Origin of the sequence: Cetobacterium sp. (genome assembly GCF_048470075.1) — a bacterium.
Taxonomy (GTDB): Bacteria; Fusobacteriota; Fusobacteriia; order Fusobacteriales; family Fusobacteriaceae; genus Cetobacterium_A.
This window is the reverse complement of record NZ_DBGBQB010000175.1, coordinates 1-23,385: the sequence shown is the minus strand read 5'-3', so window position 1 is coordinate 23,385 and position 23,385 is coordinate 1. Positions and strand designations below refer to the sequence as shown.

Below are 23,385 nucleotides of genomic sequence, written 5' to 3'. Positions count from 1 at the left end.
TGCTAATCCCATATCTGATAATACTTTAGAGATTGCTGCTGTTGTTGTTGTTTTTCCGTGGTCAACGTGTCCGATTGTTCCAATGTTAACGTGCGGTTTGCTTCTTTCAAATTTTTCTTTAGCCATTTGAAATTTCCTCCTGTTTTACTTTATATTTATCTTTTCTTTTCCTTACAAAAAAAACCCGCTTAAAAAAAAATCCACACATATCCTTGAAGCTGTTTCAGGTTAGTGTAGTATAAGTGGTGGTGAGAGAAGGATTCGAACCTTCGAAGGCAGAGCCGTCAGATTTACAGTCTGATCCCTTTGGCCGCTCGGGAACCTCACCATATCTTATTTAATTTTAATGGTACCCCGTAGGGGAATCGAACCCCTGTTTATAGAGTGAAAATCTATTGTCCTTACCACTGAACGAACGGGGCGTTCATGGTGCCGCTTATCGGAGTCGAACCAATCACCTACTGATTACAAGTCAGTTGCTCTACCAGATGAGCTAAAGCGGCATCCCTTCAGACATTTATAATTATACCCTATCATATGAAAAATGTCAACATTTTTTTTAAAAAAAAGAAGTAGAATAATCCTCTACTTCCTGCTTTCTTAAATTATTCTATTTTTTTAATTGAGCTAATAACTCTCTATATTGTTTTGCCATAACTTTTGTCATAGATTTTTTTATAAGTTGATACCATTTAAACTGAACAGCTTCCATTCCTTTTACTGCATCTGCAACCATTCTTGTTAAAAACTCCTGCTCCTCATAAGATAACTTTAACTCTGTTTTATCCTTTGAATCTGCCACTGATTTAACATAGTCTAAGAATTGACCAACATTTTGCATACCACTGTTAACCGCAAATTGCTTTTTTATCTCCTCTATAAACTTTGATAAGAACTTTTTTGTTCCCTTATCCAAAGATACAGAATATTTTCTTTTTCCTTTTCCAATTTTTTGAATAGAGTTCATCATACCCATCATTGACGACATTGCATTCATTTGCATAGGGTTCATGTTATTTGGGTTTACCTTTTGTGCCTTCATTTTTTCCTCCAAAATTTTTATATTTTTCCAATAAGTTTCTCTATTGTTTCCTTCTTTATAGCACCCTCTCTTAGTATTACAGGTACATCTTTTGTTAAATCTATTATTGTTGATTCAACTCCTAAAGGAGTTTTTCCTCCATCAATTATAATATCCACTCTCTCTTTAAACTTTTCATCTAGTTCTTCATAACTTCTTGGTGTTTTCTCCCCAGATATATTTGCACTTGTGGTAGGTAGGATTCCTCCCGCTCCTTCAATAATATCCTGTGCCAATTTCAATGCTGGAATTCTAACTCCCACTGTTTTCCCTCCAGAAACCATAATATCCGGAACATTGCTCTTTTTATTTAAAATAATAGTTAAAGCTCCTGGCCAAAATTTTTCGGCTAATTTTTTTACAAGCTCTCTTTTATTTTCATCTATAATTGCGATTCTATCTATATACTCAATTTTACTTAAAAGTGCTATTAAAGGAGATTTGAAATTTCTTTCTTTAGCTGTATATATATTTTCTATACCTTTTAAAGAATCAATACTTGCACCTACTCCATATACAGTATCCGTAGGATAAATTATTATTCCATCATTTCTCAATATATTTTTTAGAGCTTCAAAGTCAATATTGTTTTCTTTAAATACAATTCTTTTCATAATTAATCCTTTTCCTCACCTTTATTTGTATAAATAATTCTAACATATTAAAAAAAAAAAAGCTAGTAGAATACTAGCTTTTCTATATGCTTTTACTTTTCAAATAACTCAGATACTGATTCGTTATTTACAATTCTTCTAACTGCTTCTGCTAAAATCTCATCTACAGAAACAACTTTTATTTTATCTATTCTTTTTGACTCTGGTAATGCTATTGAATCTGTTATAATAACCTCTTTTAAACATGATGCTTCTAATCTTTCAATAGCTGGGTCTGAAAATACTCCGTGTGTACAACATGCATAAGCTTCAACTGCACCTCTTGCCATAATTGCTTCAGCTCCATTTGTGATTGTTCCAGCAGTATCTATCATATCGTCGATAAATATAGCTATTTTACCTTCAACTTCACCGATTAAATTCATTACTTCAGACATATTTGGTTTTGGTCTTCTCTTGTCAATAATAGCGATTTTACAATCTAACCATTCAGCTAATTTTCTAGCTCTTTTTACTCCACCGATATCTGGTGATACAACAACTACCTTGTCTCCTGACATTCCTCTAGCGATAAATGATTTTGCTAATAGAGGTAATGCTTGCATGTGATCCACTGGAATATCAAAGAATCCTTGAATTTGGTCAGCGTGTAAATCCATAGTTACAATTCTTGTTGCTCCCGCTGTTGTTAATAAGTTTGCCACTAATTTAGACGTAATTGGCTCTCTTGGTCTTGATTTTCTGTCTTGTCTAGCGTACCCATAATATGGAATAATTACGTTTATTGATTTAGCTGATGCTCTCTTTAAAGCGTCAATAAATATTAATAACTCCATTAGGTTTTCATTTACAGGTTCAGATGTAGATTGAACTACAAATATATCTCTACCTCTAACTGTTTCCCCTACACAAACATAAACCTCTCCATCTTTAAATCTAACAATTTCAACATCTCCTACAGAAGTTCCATACTTCTCAGCTATTTTTTTAGCTAACTCCACATTCGATGTTCCGGCAAAAATTTTTACCCCAGGTCTTTCCATTTTTTCTATTTCCTCCAATCAAATTTTATAACTTGTTTACTTCTTGATACTGCCAACGCATTTTCTGGTACATCCTTTGTTATTACTGATCCAGCTCCAACCAACGCATTTTCTCCTATATTAACAGGAGCCACCAACATAGTATCACTTCCTATAAAAGCATTCTTTCCAATTGTGGTTTTGAATTTATTTTTACCATCATAGTTGCATGTTATTGTTCCTGCCCCTATGTTAGTTTTTTCTCCAACTGTAGCATCTCCAAGATATGTTAAATGTCCTGCTTTAACACCCTTTTCCAATGTTGATTTCTTTACTTCTACAAAGTTTCCAATATGTACCTCTTCCTTTAAATGAGATTTTGGTCTCAAATGAGCAAAAGGTCCTATTGTTACTTTATCCTCAATAATACTCTCTTCTAATATAGAACTTTCAACTTTTACATTGTTTCCTATTATGCAATCGATCACTCTTGTATTTCCTAATATTTCACAATTTTTACCGATTTTTGTATCTCCTTGTAGTAAAGCTCCTGGGTATATTGTTGTGTCTTGTCCTATTTCAACAGATTCCTCTATATATGTGTTATTTTTATCGATTATTATAACCCCATTTTCCATGTGAGCTATATTTATTCTATTTTTCATTATACTATTAGCTTGTTCTAACTCTATTTTAGAGTTTATACCAAGTATTTCATCATTATCTTCTAATAAAAATGCTTCTACTTTTTTCCCAGATTTAACATTAACTGCTATCACATCTGTTAAGTAATATTCCCCTTTTTCATTTTTATTATCTATTTTATCTAAAGCTACTAATAGATCTTTTGCATTAAAACAGTAAACTCCAGCATTTACCTCTTTTATAGCTTTTATCTCCTCTGACGCTTCCTTTTCTTCCACAATTCCAATAACTTTCCCATCTTCCTTCACTATTCTTCCATATCCAAATGGATTTTCATAGATTGATGTTAAGATTGTTGTTGTTGCTTCTGTTTTTTTATGATACTCATATAAACTTTTTAAAGTTTCCTCTCTTAACAATGGAGTATCTCCACATAAAATCATAACTGTTCCATCAAAGTTTTCTAATTTTTCCTTTGCTTGAATTACAGCGTGGCCTGTTCCTAGCTGCTCCTCTTGAACAACATATTCGATATTTGGCAATACTTTTAATACCTCTTCTTTTTTATGCCCTAATATCAATATATTTTCAGTTGATCCAATTTTGCTACATGTATTTACAATCTTCTGCACCATTGGTACTCCACAAACTTTATGTAAAACTTTTGGTAACTCCGACTTCATTCTAGTCCCTTTTCCAGCTGCTAAAATTAATGTTTTTAAACTCATCATACCCTCCATTTTGTTCAACCTTTACATTGTACCATAAGATTTAATATTTTTGCAAAACAATTTAATTAGAAATTTTATTGAAGTTTTTCATATGCCTCATTTATCTCTTTAAACTTTTTTTCATGCATCTCTCTTACTCCAGGTTCCGCATTAGCATATCTATCTGGATGATGTTTTTTTGCTAGTTCTCTATAGGCCTTTTTTATCTCTTCAGGTGTTGCTCCCTCTGCCACTCCCAAGATTTTATAATATTTGCTTTTATCCTCAAAATTTCCAAAAGGATTATTTTGATAACTACCTTGGTAGTTGCCACCATATTGCTCCCCTTGATTTCTAAACATATCTTCAAAATCTTTTTGTGTATATGTTCTATAGTAGAAGTTTCTTTTTTTTGGATTTTTCTTATTCATAAAGTATCTAATAACTAGAAATATAAGAATAATTGGGAAGAATTGAATCACTATAAATCCAAAAAAAGAAATTAGTAACATTATAAAAAATAGTGCTGGTAAAGCTGATATAGCTCTATTCATACCAAACAACAGCGCTATTATTAAAAAAATAGCCGCCGTTAAAACTAACGCTATCGATATCATTATTTTCTCCTTGATTCCTTACTATATTATAAAATAAGGGAATAGAATTTCTATCCCCTATTTTTTCATTAACCTAAATTTTATCTCTTAAATATTTTATTTTTTCTTTTATCTCTTTATCTCTTGGGTCAATTTCATAGGCTGCTATATATTCATTTAAAGCTTTCTTGTATCTTCCTAAAAATTCGTACTCTCTAGCAAAGTCTAAATGAGCATTGTATATATCTAAATCCAAAAATATTGCGAAGTCATAACTATTTATCGCTTCCACTATTTTCCCAGCACGAGAATATGCATTCCCCAATAGGAAATAAACAAATGCATCTCCTGGCTTATTATCTAAAAACATATTAAAGTATTTTATACTACTACTATAATTGCCCAACTCATAATTTAAGTATCCTAAAAACCCTATTGTGTCGCTATCTTTTTTTCCTAACGCTCTAAGTTTTTCATAAATCTCCAAAGCTCCCTCACAATCTCTTTTATAAAAAAGAATTGTTCCTAGCTTTTCCAAGTTTTCAATATTATTAGCTTTTGTTAAAAGCTCAAATCTTATCTCTTGCTCTTGATTTAATAAATCCTCATTACTTATATCTATTCTTTTCAGTATCTTTTTTCTTAGCATTTTAATCCCCCTTAGGTTTTTTAAAACTACTCTAAAACTACTCTCTGAAAAATTATACCATATTTTTTGTTTTTATTTAAGATATTTTAAAATAAAAAAAAGAGCATAAGCTCTTTTTAGTTATCTTATAATGCTGCCTTTGCAGTCTCTGCTAATTTAGCGAACTCAGCTGCATTGTTTAAAGCGATATCTGCTAAAACTTTTCTATCTAACTCGATTCCTGCTCTCTTTAATCCGTTCATTAAAGTTGAGTAAGTTAATCCGTTGATTCTAGCTGCAGCGTTGATTCTGATGATCCATAATTGTCTCATCTTTCTCTTTCTAACTTTTCTATCTCTTGTTGAGAAAGCCTCTGCTCTCATTACAGCTTGTTTAGCTTGCTTAAATACGTCACCTGACGCACCTCTAAATCCTTTAGCGGCTTTTAAAACTTTTTTATGTCTTCTTCTTCTAACTATTCCAGTCTTAACTCTCATTTAATTCTCCTCCTAAAAATTGGTCCTTGGCAATAATATTCCTAAGAATTATTATCTTCCTACTCCGTATGGTAATAATCCTTTTAAGTGTTTCTCTAATGTTGAAGTGATTACTGTATCCTTCTTTAATCTGTTCTTTCTCTTTCTAGTCTTCTTTGTTAAGATATGGCTCTTTCCTGGCTTTTTAACAACGAATTTCCCTGTTCCAGTAACTTTAATTCTTTTTTTAGCACCTCTATGAGTTTTCATTTTTGGCATTGTAATGTTCCTCCTCTCAAATCTTCACTATTTTTTTGGTGATAAGATCAAATACTTTTGCTTATCATTATATTTTTTATCAACATCTGCGACTTCAACAAATCTATCAGATATTTGATCTAGCATTTCTATTCCTTGATCAGCATACATTCTTTCTCTTCCGTACTGAACAAGAGTTATTTTAACCTTATTATCTTTTTCTAAAAACTTTTTAACTTGAGCTATTTTTGTATCCATATCATGCTGATCTATTCTAGCTCTGAACTTTACCTCTTTAACAATAACTTGCTTTTGGTTTTTCTTAGCTTCTTTAGCCTTTCTAGTCTGCTCGTATTTATACTTTCCATAATCCATGATTTTACATACTGGTGGAGCAGCATTTGGAGAGATTTCAACTAAATCCAACTCTTTTTGCATAGCTAACTCTAAAGCTTCTGCCGCTGACATTATTCCTAATTGTTCCCCAGTTTCAGAGATAATTCTTAATTCTCTACCTCTTATTTTCTCATTAATTCTAACTTTGTCCGAAATAATAGACACCTCCTATTAACTATCAAATAAAAAAAACAGGACGTAAAATTCCTGTTTAACTCAAATAATTATTAAGGCTAGCCCTAATCAAAAATTTAATATACCTATATGTAGGTCTTTGCCCCATTAGGTGAGAAACAGGAAGTCTCTTCTTGATAAATCTTTTTCATTGTCTTTAATCATTATAACACGATTCTACAAAAAGTCAACTGAATTTTTTATTGATTTTATTGAGGTCCTCTAAGTTTAGAGGACCTTTTTTTTATCTTACTCTTCGCTTGAAGAAGTTCCATACTTTTCTATTAACTCTTTATTTTCATTTTTTTCTTTTTCTAACTGAACTTTTTTTATAGAAAGTTTTATTCTTTTCTTTTCTGAATCAATTTCAACAATTTCAGCTAAAACAACCTGACCTAGTTTAAATACATCTTTTAAACTCTTTACAAAGTCTTTAGATGCTAATTGAGTTGGAATAAATCCATCAACTCCATCCTCTAGCTTTACAAACATTCCAAAGTCTTGAATATTTTTTATCTCTTTTTCTACTCTATCTCCCACTTTGTAGTTTTCTAGTGTAGTTTCCCAAGGACTCTTAGTTAAATCTTTAATGCTTCCTTTAATCTTTTGATCCTCTAAGTTTAACTCTACCACTTTAAACTCTACTTTGTCACCTTTTGAGTATTTTTTATTTCCAGTCCAAGCGAAATCTGAGTTATGGATAAATCCATCTACACCCTCTTCTACCTGTACAAAAATTCCAAATGGTTTAACCTCTACTACTGTTCCTGTTAAAGTTGTTCCAACAGCAAATTTAGTTTCAGCATTTTCCCATGGATTAGCACTTAACTGTTTGATTCCTAACTTTAATTTTCTCTCTTTAGGAGCTAACTCCACTATAACAACTTTTATTTCGTCTCCTACTTTTACAAAGTTGTTAACATTAACTTTCTTACTTGTCCAAGAGAAGTCTGAACTGTGAATTAATCCTTCAACACCTGGAACTAACTCTACAAAAGCTCCATAATTAACTATTCTTGTAACTTTACCTGTTATCTCTTGTCCTACTGAGTTATTTTCTGCAACTATATCCCATGGATTTTTAGTTAAAGCTTTAATAGATAACTTTATATTTCTTTTTTCTCTCTCTATTTCAATAATCTTTGCTTCTACTACATCTCCAGCTTTAAATAGCTTATGTAAATCAGCTGTTTTTTTCCAATCAACTTCTGAAATATGGATAAACCCTCTAGCACCATCGATCTTTACTGTTAATCCAAAATCTAATACCTCTAAAACAGTAGCTTTTACAACATCTCCTACTGTTAACTTATCGATTGCCTCTAACTCTTTTGCAGCAACAATCTCTTTTCTTGATAAAAGTATCTTTTTACCTTTTCTATCCTCTTTTATCTCTTTTACTACAACAGCTAACTCTTTACCTACAAAAGAGTCACCTTGCTCTAAAGAGATTTCAGATAATGAGTTTGGTAAAAATCCTTGTTGGTGGAATAATTCAACTATATAACCACCCTTTACTCTCTTAGAAACTTTTCCTGTTACAATCTCGTGGTTTTCAAAAGCTTTAACTAATTTCTCTGCACCAATCTCCATATCAATTCTTCTTTTTGATCCGATTAGAATTAACGAATCATTCTCTTCAACCTGTGCCATTATTAGAACTTCAACTTCGTCTCCCACAGAATATCCTGTTAACTCTTCTGTTCTTACTCTTACAGCTTTTGGCTCTCCAGGTACTTCTAAATAAGTAAAGTTTCTATCCATATTTACAATTGTTCCAGTTACTTTACTTTTTATTTCTTCATCCTCTTTTACTGGCATGTACTCATTTAATAATGCTTCAAATTCTTCGTAGTAATCAAAGTTAGACATTAAAGTTCCCCCTTATTTTATTTTCTATTTTTTTTATTATATCTTCTGGTGTTGATGCTCCTGCTGCTATCCCAATTTTCATATCCTTTGAAAATATAGATAGATCCAGTTCTTTCTCATTTTGAACCAAATAACTTTTTGGATTTTCAGCTAAAGCTACCTCTAGAAGTTTTTTACTATTTGAGCTTTTCAAATCTCCTATTACAACTATTATATCACAGATTTTAGCCAATTTTTTTGTAGCTTCCTGTCTTTCACTAGTTGCTCCACATATCCTATCAAATATCTGGGCATTTGAATAGTGTTTTTCTAAATATTCTTTTATCTCTAAAAATTTACTTTTATTCAATGTAGTTTGAGTTAGCACCGAATATCTTTTACTACTACTTAGTTTACTTTCTTTTAATTCTTCTAAATTTTTGAAAACATTTACTCTTTTACCAAAAGAGATGATACCCTTTACCTCTGGATGCTCTTTGTCTCCAATAAATATTATTTCATCTCCCAGCTCTTCTCTTTCAATAAGTATCTCTTTTATCTTATCCACAAAAATACATGTGGCATCATATATTTTCACCTGTTTTTCCTTTAATCTATCTACAATCTGGGCTGTTGTTCCGTGGGCTCTTATTATGATTATATCCCCTTTTTTCAAAGGATCTTTTCCAGCTAAGATATCATCTTCATCAATGGTTATAAATCCAATTTTTTCAACCTCTTTTACTACATCTTTATTATGAACAACCATTCCTAGAATATATTTATTCCCCTCTGTCTCTTTTTTAGAGATTTCATAACAAGTTTCCACAGCTTTTTTTACTCCAAAACAAAATCCCATTTTTTCAGCTCTTAAAATCTCCACAACTCTACTCCTCATTAAACTTTTTTACTTCCACTAAGTCTATAAGGTCTGCGATCATCTCATCCTCATCTTCCCCATCACACTCCAGTGTTAGAACTCTTCCCTGTTCAGCAGCAAGAAGCATTAACCCCATTATACTTTTTCCATTGATAACTTCATCCTCAAATATAACATTTATATCTGAATCGTACTTACTTGCAGTTTGTACAAATAATGATGATGGTCTTGCATGTAATCCCGCTTTGTTTTTAATAGTTACTTCTACTCTTTTCATTTTTAATTTCTCCCTTCAACCATTTCTAGGTATCTATTTAGTATATCTTTTATCTCCTGTGAATCTTTAGCTTTTAATAGATTCACTTTTATCTCTTTTAACTCTGAAATTTTTATTTTTCTAACTAAATTTCTTACTTTAGGTATATAGGCTGGTGCCATGCTTAAATCTCTTATTCCCAAACTTAAAAGTGCTATAACCGCCTGACTCTCTCCTGCCATCTCTCCACAGACTGAAACTTTTTTATTTTTTTTAAGTCCTGCACTTGAAACCATCTCTATCGCCCTTATTACTGCGGGGTCATAACAGTCATATAGCTTCTCAGCTATTGGACTATAACGATCTGTTGCCAATATATATTGAGTTAAATCATTAGTTCCTATTGAGAAAAAATCGACATAATCTATAAAGATGTCTGCCAACATAACATTTGATGGTACTTCTACCATCATTCCAATCTCTATATCATTTTTAAACTCTTTTCCCTCATTTAAAAGCTCAGATTTACACTCCTCCACCAATTCCTTAGCTTCCTTTATCTCTTTTAAATTTGTTATCATGGGATACATCATCTTTATATTATGGTATGTTGCAGCCCTTAAAATCCCTTTTATTTGATTTTTAAAAAGAGTTTTATCAGATAGAGTCAATCTCATTCCTCTACATCCTAGAGATGGATTCTCTTCATCAACCATCTTATAATAGGATAGTTTTTTATCTGCTCCAATATCTAAAGTTCTAATTATTATTGGTTTTCCAGGCTGACTCTCTTCAAACTCTCTAGCTATATTCTCATATATCTTTTTTTGTTTCTCCTCATTTGGAAAATCTAAAGAGTCCATATAAATAAGCTCAGTTCTTAAAAGACCTATTCCATCCGGTCTTTTTCTACTCACTTGAGTTATGTCCAATCTTCCACCTATATTTAGATGTAAGTAAACCCTTTCTCCATCAATGGTAATAGTTTCCTTGTCTATAGACTCCTCAATCTCTTTTATTTTATTTTTATATCTATTTTTTTCCTCTGTATATCTATTTAAAGTTTTTATATCTGGATTAGTTACAACTTTTCCCTCCATAGAGGTAGTATCTAAAATTATTTCATCTCCCCAATCCACAGAGAAAATGTCATTTCCTCCCATTAAAGTTGGAATCTCTAAAGCTTTAGTCAGTATTGCAGTGTGAGATGTCTCTCCCATATATTCCATAATTATTCCAATTAAATTAATTCCACTATAATAAATTTTTAGTAACTCTGATGGTAATAACTCTCTAACCACAAGTATTCTTCCATTTAAGTTTGTATCCACACTCTCCTCATGAGTTAAATTCATTATAATTCTTTCACTTATATCTTTTATATCCAAAGCTCTTTGCTTATAGATTGGGTCAGCTATTTTCTCAAACATCTCTATATACTTATTCGATACTTTTTTTACAACTGACTCTGCATTGTTTCCCTCTTTTTTAATCCCCTTCTTTATATCGTTTATAAATTGAGGATCATCTAACATCATTATATGAACCGTTAAAATCTGTAAATCCTCTTTATTTATTTTTCCCTCTAAATTATTTTTAATCTGTTTTATATCATTTTTTGCCTTTTGTAGACTTTCTAAAAATCTTTCAATCTCTTCATCAACTTTATCTGAAGGAATCTTATAATTTTCAATATCTATCTTTTTTTTTCTTTCTATATAGGGTTGACCTATAACTATTCCTGGGAAAATACTTTTACCTATAATAACTCCCATTTTACTCACCCCTTGACCATTAATTGATATAAAAATTATAGCGTATTTCTACTCTTTTTTAAACTATTATTTGATTATAATTATGCAAAAAAATATAATAAAAAAAAAATCAAAAAAAGTATTGACTTTTTTTTCATTTTGTATTATATTAATTCCAAGATTAGCACTCCACTAAGATGAGTGCTAATAAAAAGTTTGAAAGGGTGATTTTATGGTTGTCAGTGATAGAGAAAAGCTCGTTCTTAGTGCCATTATTGATTTTTATCTTCTTTCTGGAGAAACAATTGGTTCTAGAACTCTTGTAAAAAAATATAATATAGATCTATCTTCTGCAACGATAAGAAACGTGATGTCCGATTTAGAGGACATGGGATTTATTGCAAAAACTCATACGTCTTCTGGAAGAATACCCACAGATAAAGGTTATAAATTTTATTTAGAAGAACTTTTGAAAATTGAAAAACTTTCAAGAGAGGAACAAGCTAGAATAAATTCTGTCTATGAGATTAAAATGAGAGAATTAGATTCTGTTTTAAAAAAGACTTCAATGCTTTTATCTAAGCTGACTAATTATGTTGGTATCGTTATTGAACCTACACATAAAAAAGAAAAAATAAAAAAAGTAGAATTAGTTCATATTGATGACTATATGGCCATGGCAGTTATTGTTATGGAAAATAAAAGTGTTAGAACTAAAAAGATCTTCTTTGAAGAGATGTGTAGTCAAAGTGAGCTTTTAAAGCTATCACAACGAATTAATAATGAGATTAGGAACAGTTCTGTTGAGTCTCACGAAATTGAAAAAATTATTGATTTTGTTTACAGCGAAGTGGAGGGCAAGCTTTTCTTAGAAAACTCCTCTGAAATATTTAAAAATAAACAAGTTAATGAGATTAGTGATGTCTTAGATATTTTCTCTAACAGAGAGAAAATAAAAGAACTTTTCGAAGAAGCAATCAAATCTAGACCTTTTAAAGAGGGTGAAGTAAACGTTATTTTCGGTGAAGAACTTGCTGTAAAAGGATTAGAAGACTATAGCTTTGTATATTCTGTTTATAATATGGATAACTCTCCTGGAGTAATTGGAGTTATGGGACCAAAAAGAATGTCTTATTCAAAAACTATGGGTCTTATACAACACGTTACAAAAGAGGTGAACAAAGTTATAAAAGAAATAAGTAATGAAGGAGATAGTGATGACAGATAAGGAAATAAAAGAAGAGATAGTGGAAGAGATAACGAACGATACAGAAACTAAAAATGAGGATACTGCAAGTACAGCATCTCAAGAAAATGAAATTGAAACTCTAAAGCGTGAAGTTGAAGATTGGAAAAACTCTTACTTAAGAAAACAAGCTGAGTTCCAAAACTTCACTAAAAGAAAAGAGAAAGAGTTTGATGATTTAAGAGCTTTTGCTTCTGAAAAAGTAGTGGTAAAAGTTTTAGATATAATTGATAATTTAGAAAGAGCTATTGCTGCTTCTTCTGAAACAAAAGATTTTGATTCACTTGTAAAAGGTGTAGAATTAACACTTTCTCAAATGAAAAGCACTGTTGCTAGCGAAGGTGTTGAAGCTATAGAAACTGAAAAAGCTATGTTTGACCCTCACTTACATATGGCTGTAGCTGTAGAAGATTCAGCAGATTATGCAAATGACGAGATTATAGCAGAGTTTCAAAAAGGTTACAAAATGAAGGGGAAAGTTATCAGACCCTCAATGGTTAAAGTTTGTAAAAAATAAAATTAAAAAATTCAGATATATTAGGAGGTTTTTTAAATGGCAAAAATTATAGGAATTGACTTAGGAACTACTAACTCATGTGTTGCAATAATGGAAGGGGGATCAACTACTGTAATCCCTAACGCAGAAGGAGCTAGAACAACTCCATCTGTTGTAAGTATCAAAGATAACGGAGAGATTATTGTTGGAGAGATTGCTAAAAGACAAGCAATTACAAATCCTACATCAACTATTCTTTCAATTAAAACTCATATGGGAAGCGATTATAAAGTTGATGTTCACGGAAAACAATATACTCCACAAGAGATTTCAGCTATGATCCTAAAAAAATTAAAATCTGATGCTGAAGCTTATTTAGGAGAAAAAGTTACTGAAGCAGTAATCACTGTTCCTGCATACTTTACAGATGCTCAAAGACAAGCTACAAAAGATGCTGGTGTTATTGCTGGATTAGATGTAAAAAGAATTATAAATGAGCCAACTGCTGCTGCTCTAGCTTATGGACTTGAGAAAGCTGGAAAAGAGGAGAAAGTTTTAGTATTTGACCTTGGTGGAGGAACATTTGACGTTTCTATCCTTGAGATTGCTGACGGAGTTATTGAAGTTATTTCAACTTCAGGAAATAACCACCTTGGTGGAGATAACTTTGACGACGCTATAATCAAATACTTAGTTGACGAGTTCAAAAAAGAGTCTGGAATTGACTTATCAAATGATAAAATGGCATACCAAAGACTTAAAGATGCTGCAGAGAAAGCTAAAAAAGAGTTATCTACATTAATGGAAGCTCATATCTCTTTACCATTCATAACTATGGATGCAACTGGACCAAAACACTTAGATATAAAATTAACTAGAGCTAAATTTAACGATTTAACTAGAGATCTAGTTGAAGCTACTCAAGTTCCTACTAAAGATGCATTAAAAGCTGCTGGATTAAACCCTTCAGATATCGATGAGATCTTATTAGTTGGAGGATCTACAAGAATACCAGCTGTTCAAGAGTGGGTTGAATCTTATTTCGGTAAAAAACCTAACAAAGGTATAAATCCAGATGAGGTTGTTGCTGAAGGAGCTGCTATTCAAGGTGGAGTATTAATGGGAGACGTTAAAGATGTATTACTTCTTGATGTTACACCATTATCTTTAGGAATTGAAACTTTAGGTGGAGTATTTACTAAAATCATCGAGAGAAACACTACAATTCCTGTAAAAAAATCACAAGTGTTCTCAACTGCTGTGGATAACCAACCAGCTGTTACAATAAACGTATTACAAGGTGAAAGAGCTAAAGCTGCTGATAACCATAAATTAGGAGAGTTTAACTTAGAAGGAATTCCTGCTGCTCCAAGAGGAGTACCTCAAATCGAAGTTACTTTCGATATTGACGCAAACGGAATCGTTCACGTTTCTGCTAAAGATTTAGGAACTGGAAAAGAAAGCACTGTTACTATCTCTGGTTCAACTAACCTTTCTGCTGATGAGATTGAAAGAATGAAAAAAGATGCTGAAGCTAATGAAGCTGAAGATAAAAAATTCAAAGAGTTAGTTGAAACAAGAAATAAAGCCGATATGTTAATTGCTTCTACTGAAAAATCTGTTAAAGATTATGCTGAAAAAGTTACTGAAGATGAGAAAAAAGCTATTGAAGCTGCTATCGAAGAACTTAAGTCAGTTAAAGATGGAGAGGATAAAGAAGCTATCGACACTGCTATTGAGAAGTTATCACAAGCTGCTCACAAATTAGCTGAAGAAATTTATAAGGATGCTCAAGCTAAACAGCAAGGTGGAGCTGCTCCAGAGAGCAACGCAAATGATGATGTTGCAGATGCTGAGATAGTTGACTAATCAAAGTAATTAATATATACTTTACTTAAGGGATAGAGAGAACTCTATCCCTTATTTTAAGAAATGGAGGATTTTTGTAAATGGCTAAAAGAGACTTTTATGAAGTTTTAGGGGTTGCTAAGGGGGCATCTGACACTGAAATAAAAAAGGCATATAGAAAAGCTGCTATGAAGTATCACCCAGATAAATTTAGTGGTGCTAGTGATACTGAAAAAAAAGAAGCTGAAGATAAATTTAAAGAGATTAATGAGGCGTATCAAGTTCTTTCTGATGAAAATAAAAGAGCTCAATATGATAGATTTGGTCATGCTGCTTTTGAAAACGGTGGTGGAGCTGGAGCTGGCGGTTTCGGTGGTTTCGGTGGTGGTTTTGAAGATTTAGGAGATATTTTTGGTTCATTCTTTGGAGGAAGTGGCGGTTTCGGTGGTTTCGGTGGTTTTGGTGGCTCTCATCAAAGAGGCCCTGAACCAGGAGATGATTTAAGATATAATCTTGAATTAACTTTAGAAGAAGCTGCTAAAGGTGTTGAAAAAACATTAAAATATAAGAGAACTGGTACTTGTGGTACTTGTCATGGAACTGGTGCTCAAGCTGGTTCAAAAATGAATAAATGCTCTAAGTGTAATGGTTCTGGTACTATTCATGTCACTCAAAGAACAGTGTTTGGAAACTTCCAAACTACACAAGAGTGTGATGTTTGTCATGGAAAAGGTGAAGTACCTGAGAAAAAATGTAAAAAATGTAATGGAACTGGTATAGATACTGAAACTGTTGAAAAGACTATTAAGATTCCTGCTGGAATTGATGACGGTCAAAAACTTAGACTTTCTGGTATGGGTAACGCTAGTACAGAGGGCGGTCCTAATGGAGATTTATACGTTTATATCTCTGTTAAACCACACCCTTTCTTTGAGAGAAATGGTGTAGATATTATCTGTGTTGTTCCAATCACTTTTGCCCAAGCTGCTCTTGGTGGAGAGATAGAAATCCCTACACTAAATGGTAAGAAAACTATTAAGATTCCTGCTGGAACTCAAAATGATAAAATGTTTAGAATGAAAGGTGAAGGAATTAAAAATCCTAGAAGTCCTTACACTGGAGATCAAATTGTTAGAATAAAAATTGAAGTTCCTGTTAACTTAAATACAGAACAACAAGATCTTCTAAAAAAATTCGATGAAAGTTTAAAAGATAAAAATCATAAAGATAATAAAAATTTCTTCGATAAACTAAAAGATTTCTTCTCTTAAAAATTATTGAAAAGAATACTACCTTGTGGTATACTTGTCTTAGAAAAATATTATCTAAGGGGGCTATAAGATGAACGAATTATTTGCTAAATATGGTGGAATGATACTTACGTTCGCTATTTGGGCGGCTGTATTCTATTTCCTACTTATTTTACCAAACAAAAAGAAGCAAAAGAAACATCAGGAAATGTTAGACTCATTAAAAGAGGGAGCGGAAGTTGTTACTACAGGTGGTATAAAAGGTACTATATCTAGTATTGGCCCTGAGTTCTTAACTATTAGAGTTGATAAAGGTGTTAACATCCAAGTGCTTAAGAATTCTATTTCAAGAGTTTTAAAATAAAAATATCTAAAAAGGATGGGATGGATAAACTTTTCCATCCTATTTTATTATTCTAAATCAATGGAGAGGAAATATGAAAAAATACCTTATATTTTTTATTTTTTGTCTATTTTCGCTGACTCTTTTCGCCAATGGTACGATAAAAAAGATTAGACTTAACAATAACCCACCCCAATTAGTTTTTGATATCTCTAGCACAATAAAACCAAAATATAGCTCAAGCTATGATGAATACAATCGTTTACTTTTCATTGAGATTGAAAAGGTTAAAATGGGAACAAAGTTAAATAGCTCTAACTTTATAGGTAAAAACATCGAAAAAATAGACATGATTGACTACGGTTCTAACATCGGATTTTTTATAAAATTAAAAAAAGGTTCCGGTCACAAAGTTTATTCTTTAACTAATCCACATAGAATTGTTGTTGATTTAAGGTCAACCAACTCCTCTAAAAAAGAGTTCACAGTAGCTATTGATGCAGGACATGGTGGAAAAGACCCTGGAGCTATTGGATTTAATAAGTATAGAGAGAAAGATATTGCCCTAGCTGTGGCTAAAAAATTACAAAGTAAACTTTCTAAGGACTTCAATGTTATCATGACTAGAAGCACTGATACTTTTATAAGTCTTTCTGAAAGAAGTAGAATAGCCAATAGAGGGAAAGCAGATATCTTTGTAAGCCTACATCTGAATGCTTCAAAAAATTCTTCAGCTCAAGGTATGGAAATATTCTATTTTTCTAAAAAATCATCCCCATATGCTGAAAAAATAGCATCTTATGAAAACAGTTTCGGAGAGAAATATGGAGAAAAGACAACTAGTATAGCCCAGATAATGGGTGAACTAGCATATAATAAAAATATGGAAAAATCTATCACCATAGCAAGACCTTTAAATAACTCTCTCTCTAAAAGGCTTGGAATGAGAGATCGTGGAATCTATGGAGCAAACTTTGCTGTTCTTAGAGGATTTAATGGCCCTGGAATTCTTGTTGAGTTAGGATTTATTACAAATAAATCTGACGTAACAAAACTTTCTAAAGATGTAAATCAAAATGTTATGGCAGATGAATTGGCAAATAAAATTAGAGCATTTTTCTATTAGGAGGTTTTATGTCACATAAATCAAAAATATTTTTAATTATTTTAATAGTTATTGCTGCGGGCACAGGACTATATTCAAATAAACTTAATAAAAAAAGTGAAACTATCACTCCCATAACTACTCCTACATTAGAAACAATTAAAGCTACAGAGATAACAACACCCATTTTTTTCCCAAATTTAAAACAGGGGAAATTAAATAGTGAAGATATTGTGTTAAGTTCTAATTTAACTAATAAACAGGATATTTTAAAGGATATCATCTCACAGCTTATACAAAAACTAGAAGATAAAAATATCTTAAAAAAAGAAAATTTTAAATATGAAGTATATTTAAAAAATAGGACTCTATACTTAGATTTAGATTCAAAAATTTTATCCTCTGCTAAAACTCCGCAGGAGGAATTACTTTTAATCTACTCTTTTGTAAATAGTTTATTAACACCAGGTGGAGCAGATAATGTAGTTTTACTTATTAATGGTGTTCCAACTGATAAAATCAATTTTATAAATATCAGTAAAAGCTATAAATTAAACAGTAATATATAAATTTTTGAGGAGTTTCTATTTTCAGAAACTCCTTTTTAAAAATTTGGAGGCTTCTTATGACAATAGATTTCTTAAAAAGAGAGTTAAGCAGTGTACTTTCAAAAAAAAGATATGAACACTCAATTAGAGTTTTAGACACTGCTCTTAACCTTGGTACTATATACGATGGAGATTTGAATAAAATAGCTATTGCCGCTATTTTACACGATTATGCCAAAGAGTTAAAAAGAGATGAGTTAATCAAAATTGCTAGTGAACATTTTAAACTTGAAACACAAGATTATATATCCAATGTGGAAATACTGCATAGCTATGCTAGTGCCTATATTGCAAAAGAGAGATTTAAGATAGAGGACACTGAGATTTTAGATGCAATTAAATACCATACCACTGGTAGAAAAAATATGACTCTAACTGAAAAAATCGTCTATATAGCTGATGCTATAGAACCAAAAAGAGAGTACCCACATGTGGAAAAAATTAGAGATTTAGCCCTAGTAGACTTAAATGAAGCCATTTTACTAGAGGTTAATAAAAAAATTGAATATCTCATAAAACATGAATTTATTATACATACAAATTCTATTGAGATGCGAAATTGGCTTTTAAAAATAAGCTAATAGGAGGAATTATATGAAAACAAATACAAAATTAGATAAACAACTAGATAGATTAAAAAATATTTTAAAAGATAGTAAATCTCTAACACTTGATGAGATTACAAAAGCCATGGGATGGTCACCAAAGTTTAAAAAAGAGAATAGAGAGATTCTTGAACTTTGGTTAAACTCTGGTGAAATTATGAAAAATAAAAAAAATAAATATAACATACCTGAAAACTTAGGATTTATTAAAGGTAAATTCTCAAATATTAAGGGTAAGTTTGGATTTGTTGACACTGATACTGAAGGGTATTTTATCCCTAGAAGTAAATTTGGAACTGCACTAGATGGAGATACTGTTCTTATAAATGTTATAACTCCTGAAGGAAAAGGGAAAAAAGAGGGAGAGATTGTAAGTGTTCTAGTGAGAGAGAAAAATACAATCATCGGGATTTTTGAGAAGAAAGATAACTTTGGTTTTGTGAGACCTACTCAATCTTTTGGTAGAGATATCTATATCCCTAGAAACTTTTTTAACAAAGCTAAAGATGGTGAATTGGTTGTTGTTGAAGTTACTTTCTGGGGAAGTGATGAAAAAAAACCAGAGGGAAGAATCATTCAATCTATCGGTAATCCATTTGATACAGATAATATGATTGAAGCTCTAATACTTAGAGAGGGGCTATCTGAAGATTTTCCAGATGAAGTTTTAGCAGAGGCACGACAAATACCAATTACAATATCTGAAGAGGAGATTAAAAAGAGAAAAGATTTAAGACATCTACCTATTATAACTATAGATGGAGATGATGCTAAGGATTTAGATGACGCTGTCTATGTTGAAAAATTAGATAATGGATACTATAAACTTATTGTAGCTATTGCAGATGTTTCACACTATATCCCCACAGGTTCTAAACTGGATAAAGAAGCTGAAAAAAGAGGAAACTCAGTTTATTTAGTAGATAGAGTTTTACCTATGTTTCCAAAAGAGATTTCAAATGGTATTTGCTCTTTAAATCCTAATGAGGATAAACTTACTTTCTCTGTTGAACTTCTTATTGATTCTCAAGGTAGAGCAATAGATGTTCAAACCTATAAATCAGTTATTAAAACTGCACATAGAATGACATATGGAAATGTTAATAAGATAATTGCAAAAGACCCAGAGATGACTAATAAATATAGCGATATTGTAGATATGCTATTCACTATGTTAGAGCTTTCTAAAATTATAAGAGCTATTAAATATAATAGAGGTTCTATTGATTTTGATCTTCCAGAAGTAAAGGTTGTTTTAGATGAGAATAAAAAAGTTAAGTACTTAAAAAATATTGAAAGAGGAGAGTCGGAAAGAATCATTGAAGACTTTATGATTATGGCTAATGAAGCTGTTGCTGAGAAACTTTTCTGGCTAGAGATTCCATCTGTTTATAGAGTGCATGAGACTCCTGACCCTGAGAGAGTTAAAACTTTAAATGAGACACTTTCTAGATTTGGATATAGATTACACTCTTTTGAGGATATACATCCAAAAAAATTCCAATCTATTATTGAGGATTCTGAAGCTAGAGGTATCAATATGATTGTGCATAAGATGATTTTAATGTCTCTTAAACAAGCTAGATATGGAGTTGAAAACTTAGGGCACTTTGGTTTATCATCTAATTACTATACACACTTTACCTCTCCAATTAGAAGATATGCTGACTTACTTATCCATAGAATTTTAAATATTGCCATAAATGGATACCCTACTAAAAAGCAATTTGGAACTCTTATAAACTATCTACCTGAAGTTACAAAGCACATCTCTCAAACAGAAAGAAAAGCTATGAAAGTAGAGGATGAAAGTGTTAAAATTAAGATAGTTGAATATATGCTTGATAAAATTGGGGATGAGTTTAAAGCCACTATAGTTGGATTTAACAATAAAAAAATCTTCTTTGAAACAGAGGAGCATGTGGAGTGTTTCTGGGATGTAACGACAGCTCAAAACTTCTATGAGTTCGATGAAAATAACTACGTTATGAAAGACTTGGATACTGGTAGAGAGTTCCATTTAGGTGATAAAATGGAGATTTTAATAGTTAGGTCTGATCTACAGATGCTTGAAATTGAAGTTGTACCAACTGAATTTTATCATGAATACACTGGGAGAAGAAAAGAGGGGAGATTTTAATGATTTTAGCAAATAACAAAAAAGCTTTTTTTGACTACTTTATTGAAGACAGATTTGAAGCTGGAATTGAACTTGTTGGAAGTGAAGTTAAATCTATTAAAGCTGGAAAAACTAGTATAAAAGAATCTTTTATTAGAATAATAAATGGAGAGATTTTTATTATGGGAATGACTGTTGTTCCTTGGTCTTTTGGTAGTGTTTATAATCCTGATGAGAGAAGAGTTAGAAAATTACTTCTACATAAATCAGAGATTAAAAAGTTACATGAAAAAGTTATGCAAAAAGGTTATACAATAGTTCCTTTAAACATCCATTTATCTAAGGGATTTGTAAAAGTGGAAATCGCTTTAGCTAGAGGTAAGAAAAATTATGATAAACGTGATTCTTTAGCTAAAAAAGATCAGCAAAGAAACATTGAAAGAGAAGTTAAAGAGAGATATTAAAAAGAGAGAGCTTGGACTCTCTCTTTTTATGCACTTGTTAAAACTTATAGATCAATCCCAATCCAAAGGCATCTACATGTTTACTATATTTAATATTTTTAATATTTTTATCATTTACATAACTCACATATGAATAAGTAGCCATTAGTTCAAGTTGAGAACTGTATCTATATTTAACTCCTGCTGAATACATATTCGCATCTAATACATAGTCTGTATCAGTGTAAGTTTTCTCATTAGCTCCCGTATCTGTGTATTGATATCCTGTCATTAAAGTCCATTTCTCATTCAACTGATAATCTAAACCAACTGCAACTTCATATCCATTGTCATAATGATCAAAGTTCCCTAAGTCATCACTTGTCTCTTTTATAAAATAGTAGTTTCCTGAAGCTAAAAGTGTAAGTTTCTCTGTTGCTCTATATGAAGCTCCTATCGCTGCCATTGCTGGTAAGTTTCTCTTTCCACTTCCCTCTGACATCCACTGTCTTATTGCAGGGTCTTGAGCTATCATATTATAGAATGTATCTCCAGATAGTTTTCCTACCCCAGGAATTATCATTGTAGGTACTGAACTATTAAATCCATTTCTTAATTTATGTTCTTTATTATCAAAATCTAGCTTAGTTTCAGTTTCATATCTCAAACCTAGATTAAATCTATCATTTGGCTGATAGTTTAATCCAAATATTCCAGCTACTCCAAAGGCAGTTCTCTCTGAATCTATATCAAATTTAGGTTTTATTGCACCACCTAAAACTTCAAAATTCCCTTCCCCTTTAAATTTTCTTTCAGCATCAACTAATCTTATACCAACTGCTCCACTCCAAGCCTCATTAAACTTTCTAGCCACTCCACCTTGAAATGCCACATAGTATGATTTACCATGTATTGTTGAACCACTTGTAAATCCACCACCTATTTGGCTAAATTTGTCATCAGCTATCTGTGGAAAAGTTGCAATTCCTCCACTATAAGCAACGCTACCTCCTCCTGCTATCGCTCCAGCATGGAAGAAAAATGCTGTATCTCCTTTTTTCTTTACAATTTGTAAACTTGGAACTACTGGAGATGCCTTGTCACTTTTAAATTTACTTGTCTCCCCAGATGAATTAGTATGCTCCATTCTATAATCTTTTAAGTGTGTTTGATTGTTTATCTGAATATAAGTTCCATCCTCTAACCATACCGTTCCAGCTGGGTTATAATATGCTCCAGACACTCCTACTTTTCCAACCATCGCTGGGTGTGCTAAATACTCTGCATCCTGTTGTGAAAGATAGTCTATGCTTCCCCCCATAGCATTAGCTGATAAAACTATCCCTAATAACATCAATTGTTGCTTAAACTTCATTATCCCTCTCCTTTGTCATTTCTAAAGCTTTTTCTATTAATACATTTCCCATTTCAATAATCTCATTTTTAAATGTTTCAAACTCTATATCAATATAGAATCCTGTACAAATCAAAGTGGCATATCCGTGAGAAAAATACCATCCTTTCTTTATAACCCATTCAATTATATCCACAGGGAATTGATTATATTCTCTATTTTTATTGAATCCACTATATATTAAATTTCTAAAATCATCCATAACTTCATCCATAAACTCTCTTGGCAAACCCTCTCTTAAAAAAATCGTTCTAAATAACGCTTTTTCCTCTTTTGCAAAAAGACAGATTCCTATACCTATATTTAAAATCGATAAATCTGTATAGTCACGTTTTGTATATTCAAAAAGTTTTGTTTTAGCTTTTTTTGACAACTCATTTTTTAACTCATCCATAGACTTAAATGCTGAATATATAGCAATTGTTGATACCCCTAATTTTTTAGCTATATTTCTTGCCGTCACTTCTTTTAAGCTCTCACTATTTAGAATTTCAAATGCACACTCTAAAATTTCCTCTCTAGTAAAATTAGGTTTTCTTCCCATATTTTTTCTCCTATATGTTATGT

The 23,385-nt window shown here is 31.6% G+C and carries 26 protein-coding genes and 3 tRNA genes; 10 read left to right on the top strand and 19 right to left on the bottom strand.

Going from position 1 to position 23,385, the window contains the following annotated elements:
- The 17 genes from ACMOUI_RS06465 to ptsP all read right to left on the bottom strand — a co-directional run.
- On the bottom strand, positions 1-126 hold a 126-nt coding region (locus tag ACMOUI_RS06465; RefSeq protein WP_418964421.1), incomplete at its 3' end, for a GTP-binding protein.
- Positions 127-243: 117 nt separating this feature from the next.
- A tRNA-Tyr gene (locus tag ACMOUI_RS06460) sits at positions 244-328 on the bottom strand.
- A gap of 19 nt (positions 329-347) precedes the next feature.
- Positions 348-422 (bottom strand) — tRNA-Glu (locus tag ACMOUI_RS06455).
- Between the two features lie 5 nt (positions 423-427).
- A tRNA-Thr gene (locus ACMOUI_RS06450) sits at positions 428-503 on the bottom strand.
- Between the two features lie 107 nt (positions 504-610).
- Positions 611-1,042: a hypothetical protein gene (locus ACMOUI_RS06445; RefSeq protein ID WP_418964909.1), complete on the bottom strand. Its 432-nt coding sequence runs from the start codon at positions 1,040-1,042 to the stop codon at positions 611-613.
- Positions 1,043-1,059: 17 nt separating this feature from the next.
- A complete protein-coding gene (locus ACMOUI_RS06440; RefSeq protein WP_418964908.1) occupies positions 1,060-1,695 on the bottom strand; it encodes an L-threonylcarbamoyladenylate synthase in 636 nt (211 codons plus the stop codon).
- Positions 1,696-1,787: 92 nt separating this feature from the next.
- Entirely contained in the window at positions 1,788-2,738 is a 951-nt protein-coding gene (locus ACMOUI_RS06435; protein ID WP_418964907.1) for a ribose-phosphate diphosphokinase, read from the bottom strand.
- A 5-nt stretch (positions 2,739-2,743) separates the two neighbouring features.
- Complete coding sequence (gene glmU / locus ACMOUI_RS06430; RefSeq protein ID WP_418964906.1) at positions 2,744-4,090, bottom strand: bifunctional UDP-N-acetylglucosamine diphosphorylase/glucosamine-1-phosphate N-acetyltransferase GlmU; 1,347 nt, start codon at positions 4,088-4,090, stop codon at positions 2,744-2,746.
- A gap of 77 nt (positions 4,091-4,167) precedes the next feature.
- Entirely contained in the window at positions 4,168-4,689 is a 522-nt protein-coding gene (locus tag ACMOUI_RS06425; RefSeq protein WP_418964905.1) for a DnaJ domain-containing protein, read from the bottom strand.
- A gap of 73 nt (positions 4,690-4,762) precedes the next feature.
- Positions 4,763-5,317: a tetratricopeptide repeat protein gene (locus tag ACMOUI_RS06420; RefSeq protein ID WP_418964904.1), complete on the bottom strand. Its 555-nt coding sequence runs from the start codon at positions 5,315-5,317 to the stop codon at positions 4,763-4,765.
- A gap of 125 nt (positions 5,318-5,442) precedes the next feature.
- Positions 5,443-5,793, bottom strand: a complete 351-nt coding sequence (gene rplT / locus ACMOUI_RS06415; protein WP_023050246.1) for a 50S ribosomal protein L20 — start codon at positions 5,791-5,793, stop codon at positions 5,443-5,445.
- Positions 5,794-5,844: 51 nt separating this feature from the next.
- The gene (gene rpmI / locus ACMOUI_RS06410) at positions 5,845-6,051 is read right to left on the bottom strand and encodes a 50S ribosomal protein L35 (RefSeq protein WP_023050247.1); all 207 of its coding nucleotides are present in this window, start codon (positions 6,049-6,051) and stop codon (positions 5,845-5,847) included.
- Positions 6,052-6,078: 27 nt separating this feature from the next.
- Positions 6,079-6,591 (bottom strand): translation initiation factor IF-3, encoded by a 513-nt coding sequence (gene infC, locus ACMOUI_RS06405; RefSeq protein WP_418964903.1) that lies wholly within the window; start codon positions 6,589-6,591, stop codon positions 6,079-6,081.
- 258 nt (positions 6,592-6,849) lie between these two features.
- Positions 6,850-8,472, bottom strand: coding sequence for a S1 RNA-binding domain-containing protein (locus ACMOUI_RS06400; protein ID WP_418964902.1), 1,623 nt, complete (start codon positions 8,470-8,472; stop codon positions 6,850-6,852).
- Positions 8,465-9,334 (bottom strand): 4-hydroxy-3-methylbut-2-enyl diphosphate reductase, encoded by an 870-nt coding sequence (gene ispH / locus ACMOUI_RS06395; protein WP_418964901.1) that lies wholly within the window; start codon positions 9,332-9,334, stop codon positions 8,465-8,467. The genes ACMOUI_RS06400 and ispH overlap by 8 nt, the downstream gene beginning before the upstream one ends.
- A gap of 4 nt (positions 9,335-9,338) precedes the next feature.
- Complete coding sequence (locus tag ACMOUI_RS06390; protein ID WP_418964900.1) at positions 9,339-9,608, bottom strand: HPr family phosphocarrier protein; 270 nt, start codon at positions 9,606-9,608, stop codon at positions 9,339-9,341.
- A gap of 2 nt (positions 9,609-9,610) precedes the next feature.
- The gene (gene ptsP, locus ACMOUI_RS06385; RefSeq protein WP_418964899.1) at positions 9,611-11,362 is read right to left on the bottom strand and encodes a phosphoenolpyruvate--protein phosphotransferase; all 1,752 of its coding nucleotides are present in this window, start codon (positions 11,360-11,362) and stop codon (positions 9,611-9,613) included.
- 211 nt (positions 11,363-11,573) lie between these two features.
- On the opposite strand from ptsP, the gene hrcA reads away from it, so the two are divergent.
- From hrcA to smpB, 10 genes are all read left to right on the top strand, one after another.
- Positions 11,574-12,569, top strand: coding sequence for a heat-inducible transcriptional repressor HrcA (hrcA, locus tag ACMOUI_RS06380; RefSeq protein WP_418964898.1), 996 nt, complete (start codon positions 11,574-11,576; stop codon positions 12,567-12,569).
- A complete protein-coding gene (grpE, locus tag ACMOUI_RS06375) occupies positions 12,559-13,104 on the top strand; it encodes a nucleotide exchange factor GrpE (RefSeq protein ID WP_418964897.1) in 546 nt (181 codons plus the stop codon). The genes hrcA and grpE overlap by 11 nt, the downstream gene beginning before the upstream one ends.
- 36 nt (positions 13,105-13,140) lie before the next feature.
- A complete protein-coding gene (dnaK, locus tag ACMOUI_RS06370; RefSeq protein ID WP_418964896.1) occupies positions 13,141-14,952 on the top strand; it encodes a molecular chaperone DnaK in 1,812 nt (603 codons plus the stop codon).
- Between the two features lie 80 nt (positions 14,953-15,032).
- The gene (dnaJ, locus tag ACMOUI_RS06365; RefSeq protein ID WP_418964895.1) at positions 15,033-16,202 is read left to right on the top strand and encodes a molecular chaperone DnaJ; all 1,170 of its coding nucleotides are present in this window, start codon (positions 15,033-15,035) and stop codon (positions 16,200-16,202) included.
- A gap of 70 nt (positions 16,203-16,272) precedes the next feature.
- The gene (yajC, locus tag ACMOUI_RS06360; RefSeq protein WP_418964894.1) at positions 16,273-16,545 is read left to right on the top strand and encodes a preprotein translocase subunit YajC; all 273 of its coding nucleotides are present in this window, start codon (positions 16,273-16,275) and stop codon (positions 16,543-16,545) included.
- A gap of 73 nt (positions 16,546-16,618) precedes the next feature.
- On the top strand, positions 16,619-17,650 hold the full coding sequence (locus ACMOUI_RS06355) for an N-acetylmuramoyl-L-alanine amidase (RefSeq protein WP_418964893.1): 1,032 nt from the start codon (positions 16,619-16,621) through the stop codon (positions 17,648-17,650).
- Between the two features lie 8 nt (positions 17,651-17,658).
- Positions 17,659-18,198 (top strand): GerMN domain-containing protein, encoded by a 540-nt coding sequence (locus tag ACMOUI_RS06350; RefSeq protein WP_418964892.1) that lies wholly within the window; start codon positions 17,659-17,661, stop codon positions 18,196-18,198.
- 56 nt (positions 18,199-18,254) lie between these two features.
- Complete coding sequence (gene yqeK, locus ACMOUI_RS06345) at positions 18,255-18,818, top strand: bis(5'-nucleosyl)-tetraphosphatase (symmetrical) YqeK (RefSeq protein ID WP_418964891.1); 564 nt, start codon at positions 18,255-18,257, stop codon at positions 18,816-18,818.
- Positions 18,819-18,831: 13 nt separating this feature from the next.
- Positions 18,832-20,982 carry a ribonuclease R gene (gene rnr / locus ACMOUI_RS06340; protein ID WP_418964890.1) on the top strand — a complete coding sequence of 717 codons (2,151 nt, stop codon included), beginning with the start codon at positions 18,832-18,834 and terminating at the stop codon, positions 20,980-20,982.
- Positions 20,982-21,425, top strand: coding sequence for an SsrA-binding protein SmpB (gene smpB, locus ACMOUI_RS06335; protein WP_418964889.1), 444 nt, complete (start codon positions 20,982-20,984; stop codon positions 21,423-21,425). The genes rnr and smpB overlap by 1 nt, the downstream gene beginning before the upstream one ends.
- Positions 21,426-21,462: 37 nt before the next feature.
- On the opposite strand, the gene ACMOUI_RS06330 is transcribed toward smpB, so the two are convergent.
- Both ACMOUI_RS06330 and ACMOUI_RS06325 read right to left on the bottom strand, forming a co-directional pair.
- On the bottom strand, positions 21,463-22,779 hold the full coding sequence (locus tag ACMOUI_RS06330; RefSeq protein ID WP_418964888.1) for an OmpP1/FadL family transporter: 1,317 nt from the start codon (positions 22,777-22,779) through the stop codon (positions 21,463-21,465).
- Positions 22,769-23,385: TetR/AcrR family transcriptional regulator (locus ACMOUI_RS06325; RefSeq protein ID WP_418964887.1), on the bottom strand; the 617-nt coding region annotated here is incomplete at its 5' end. The genes ACMOUI_RS06325 and ACMOUI_RS06330, both read right to left, overlap by 11 nt.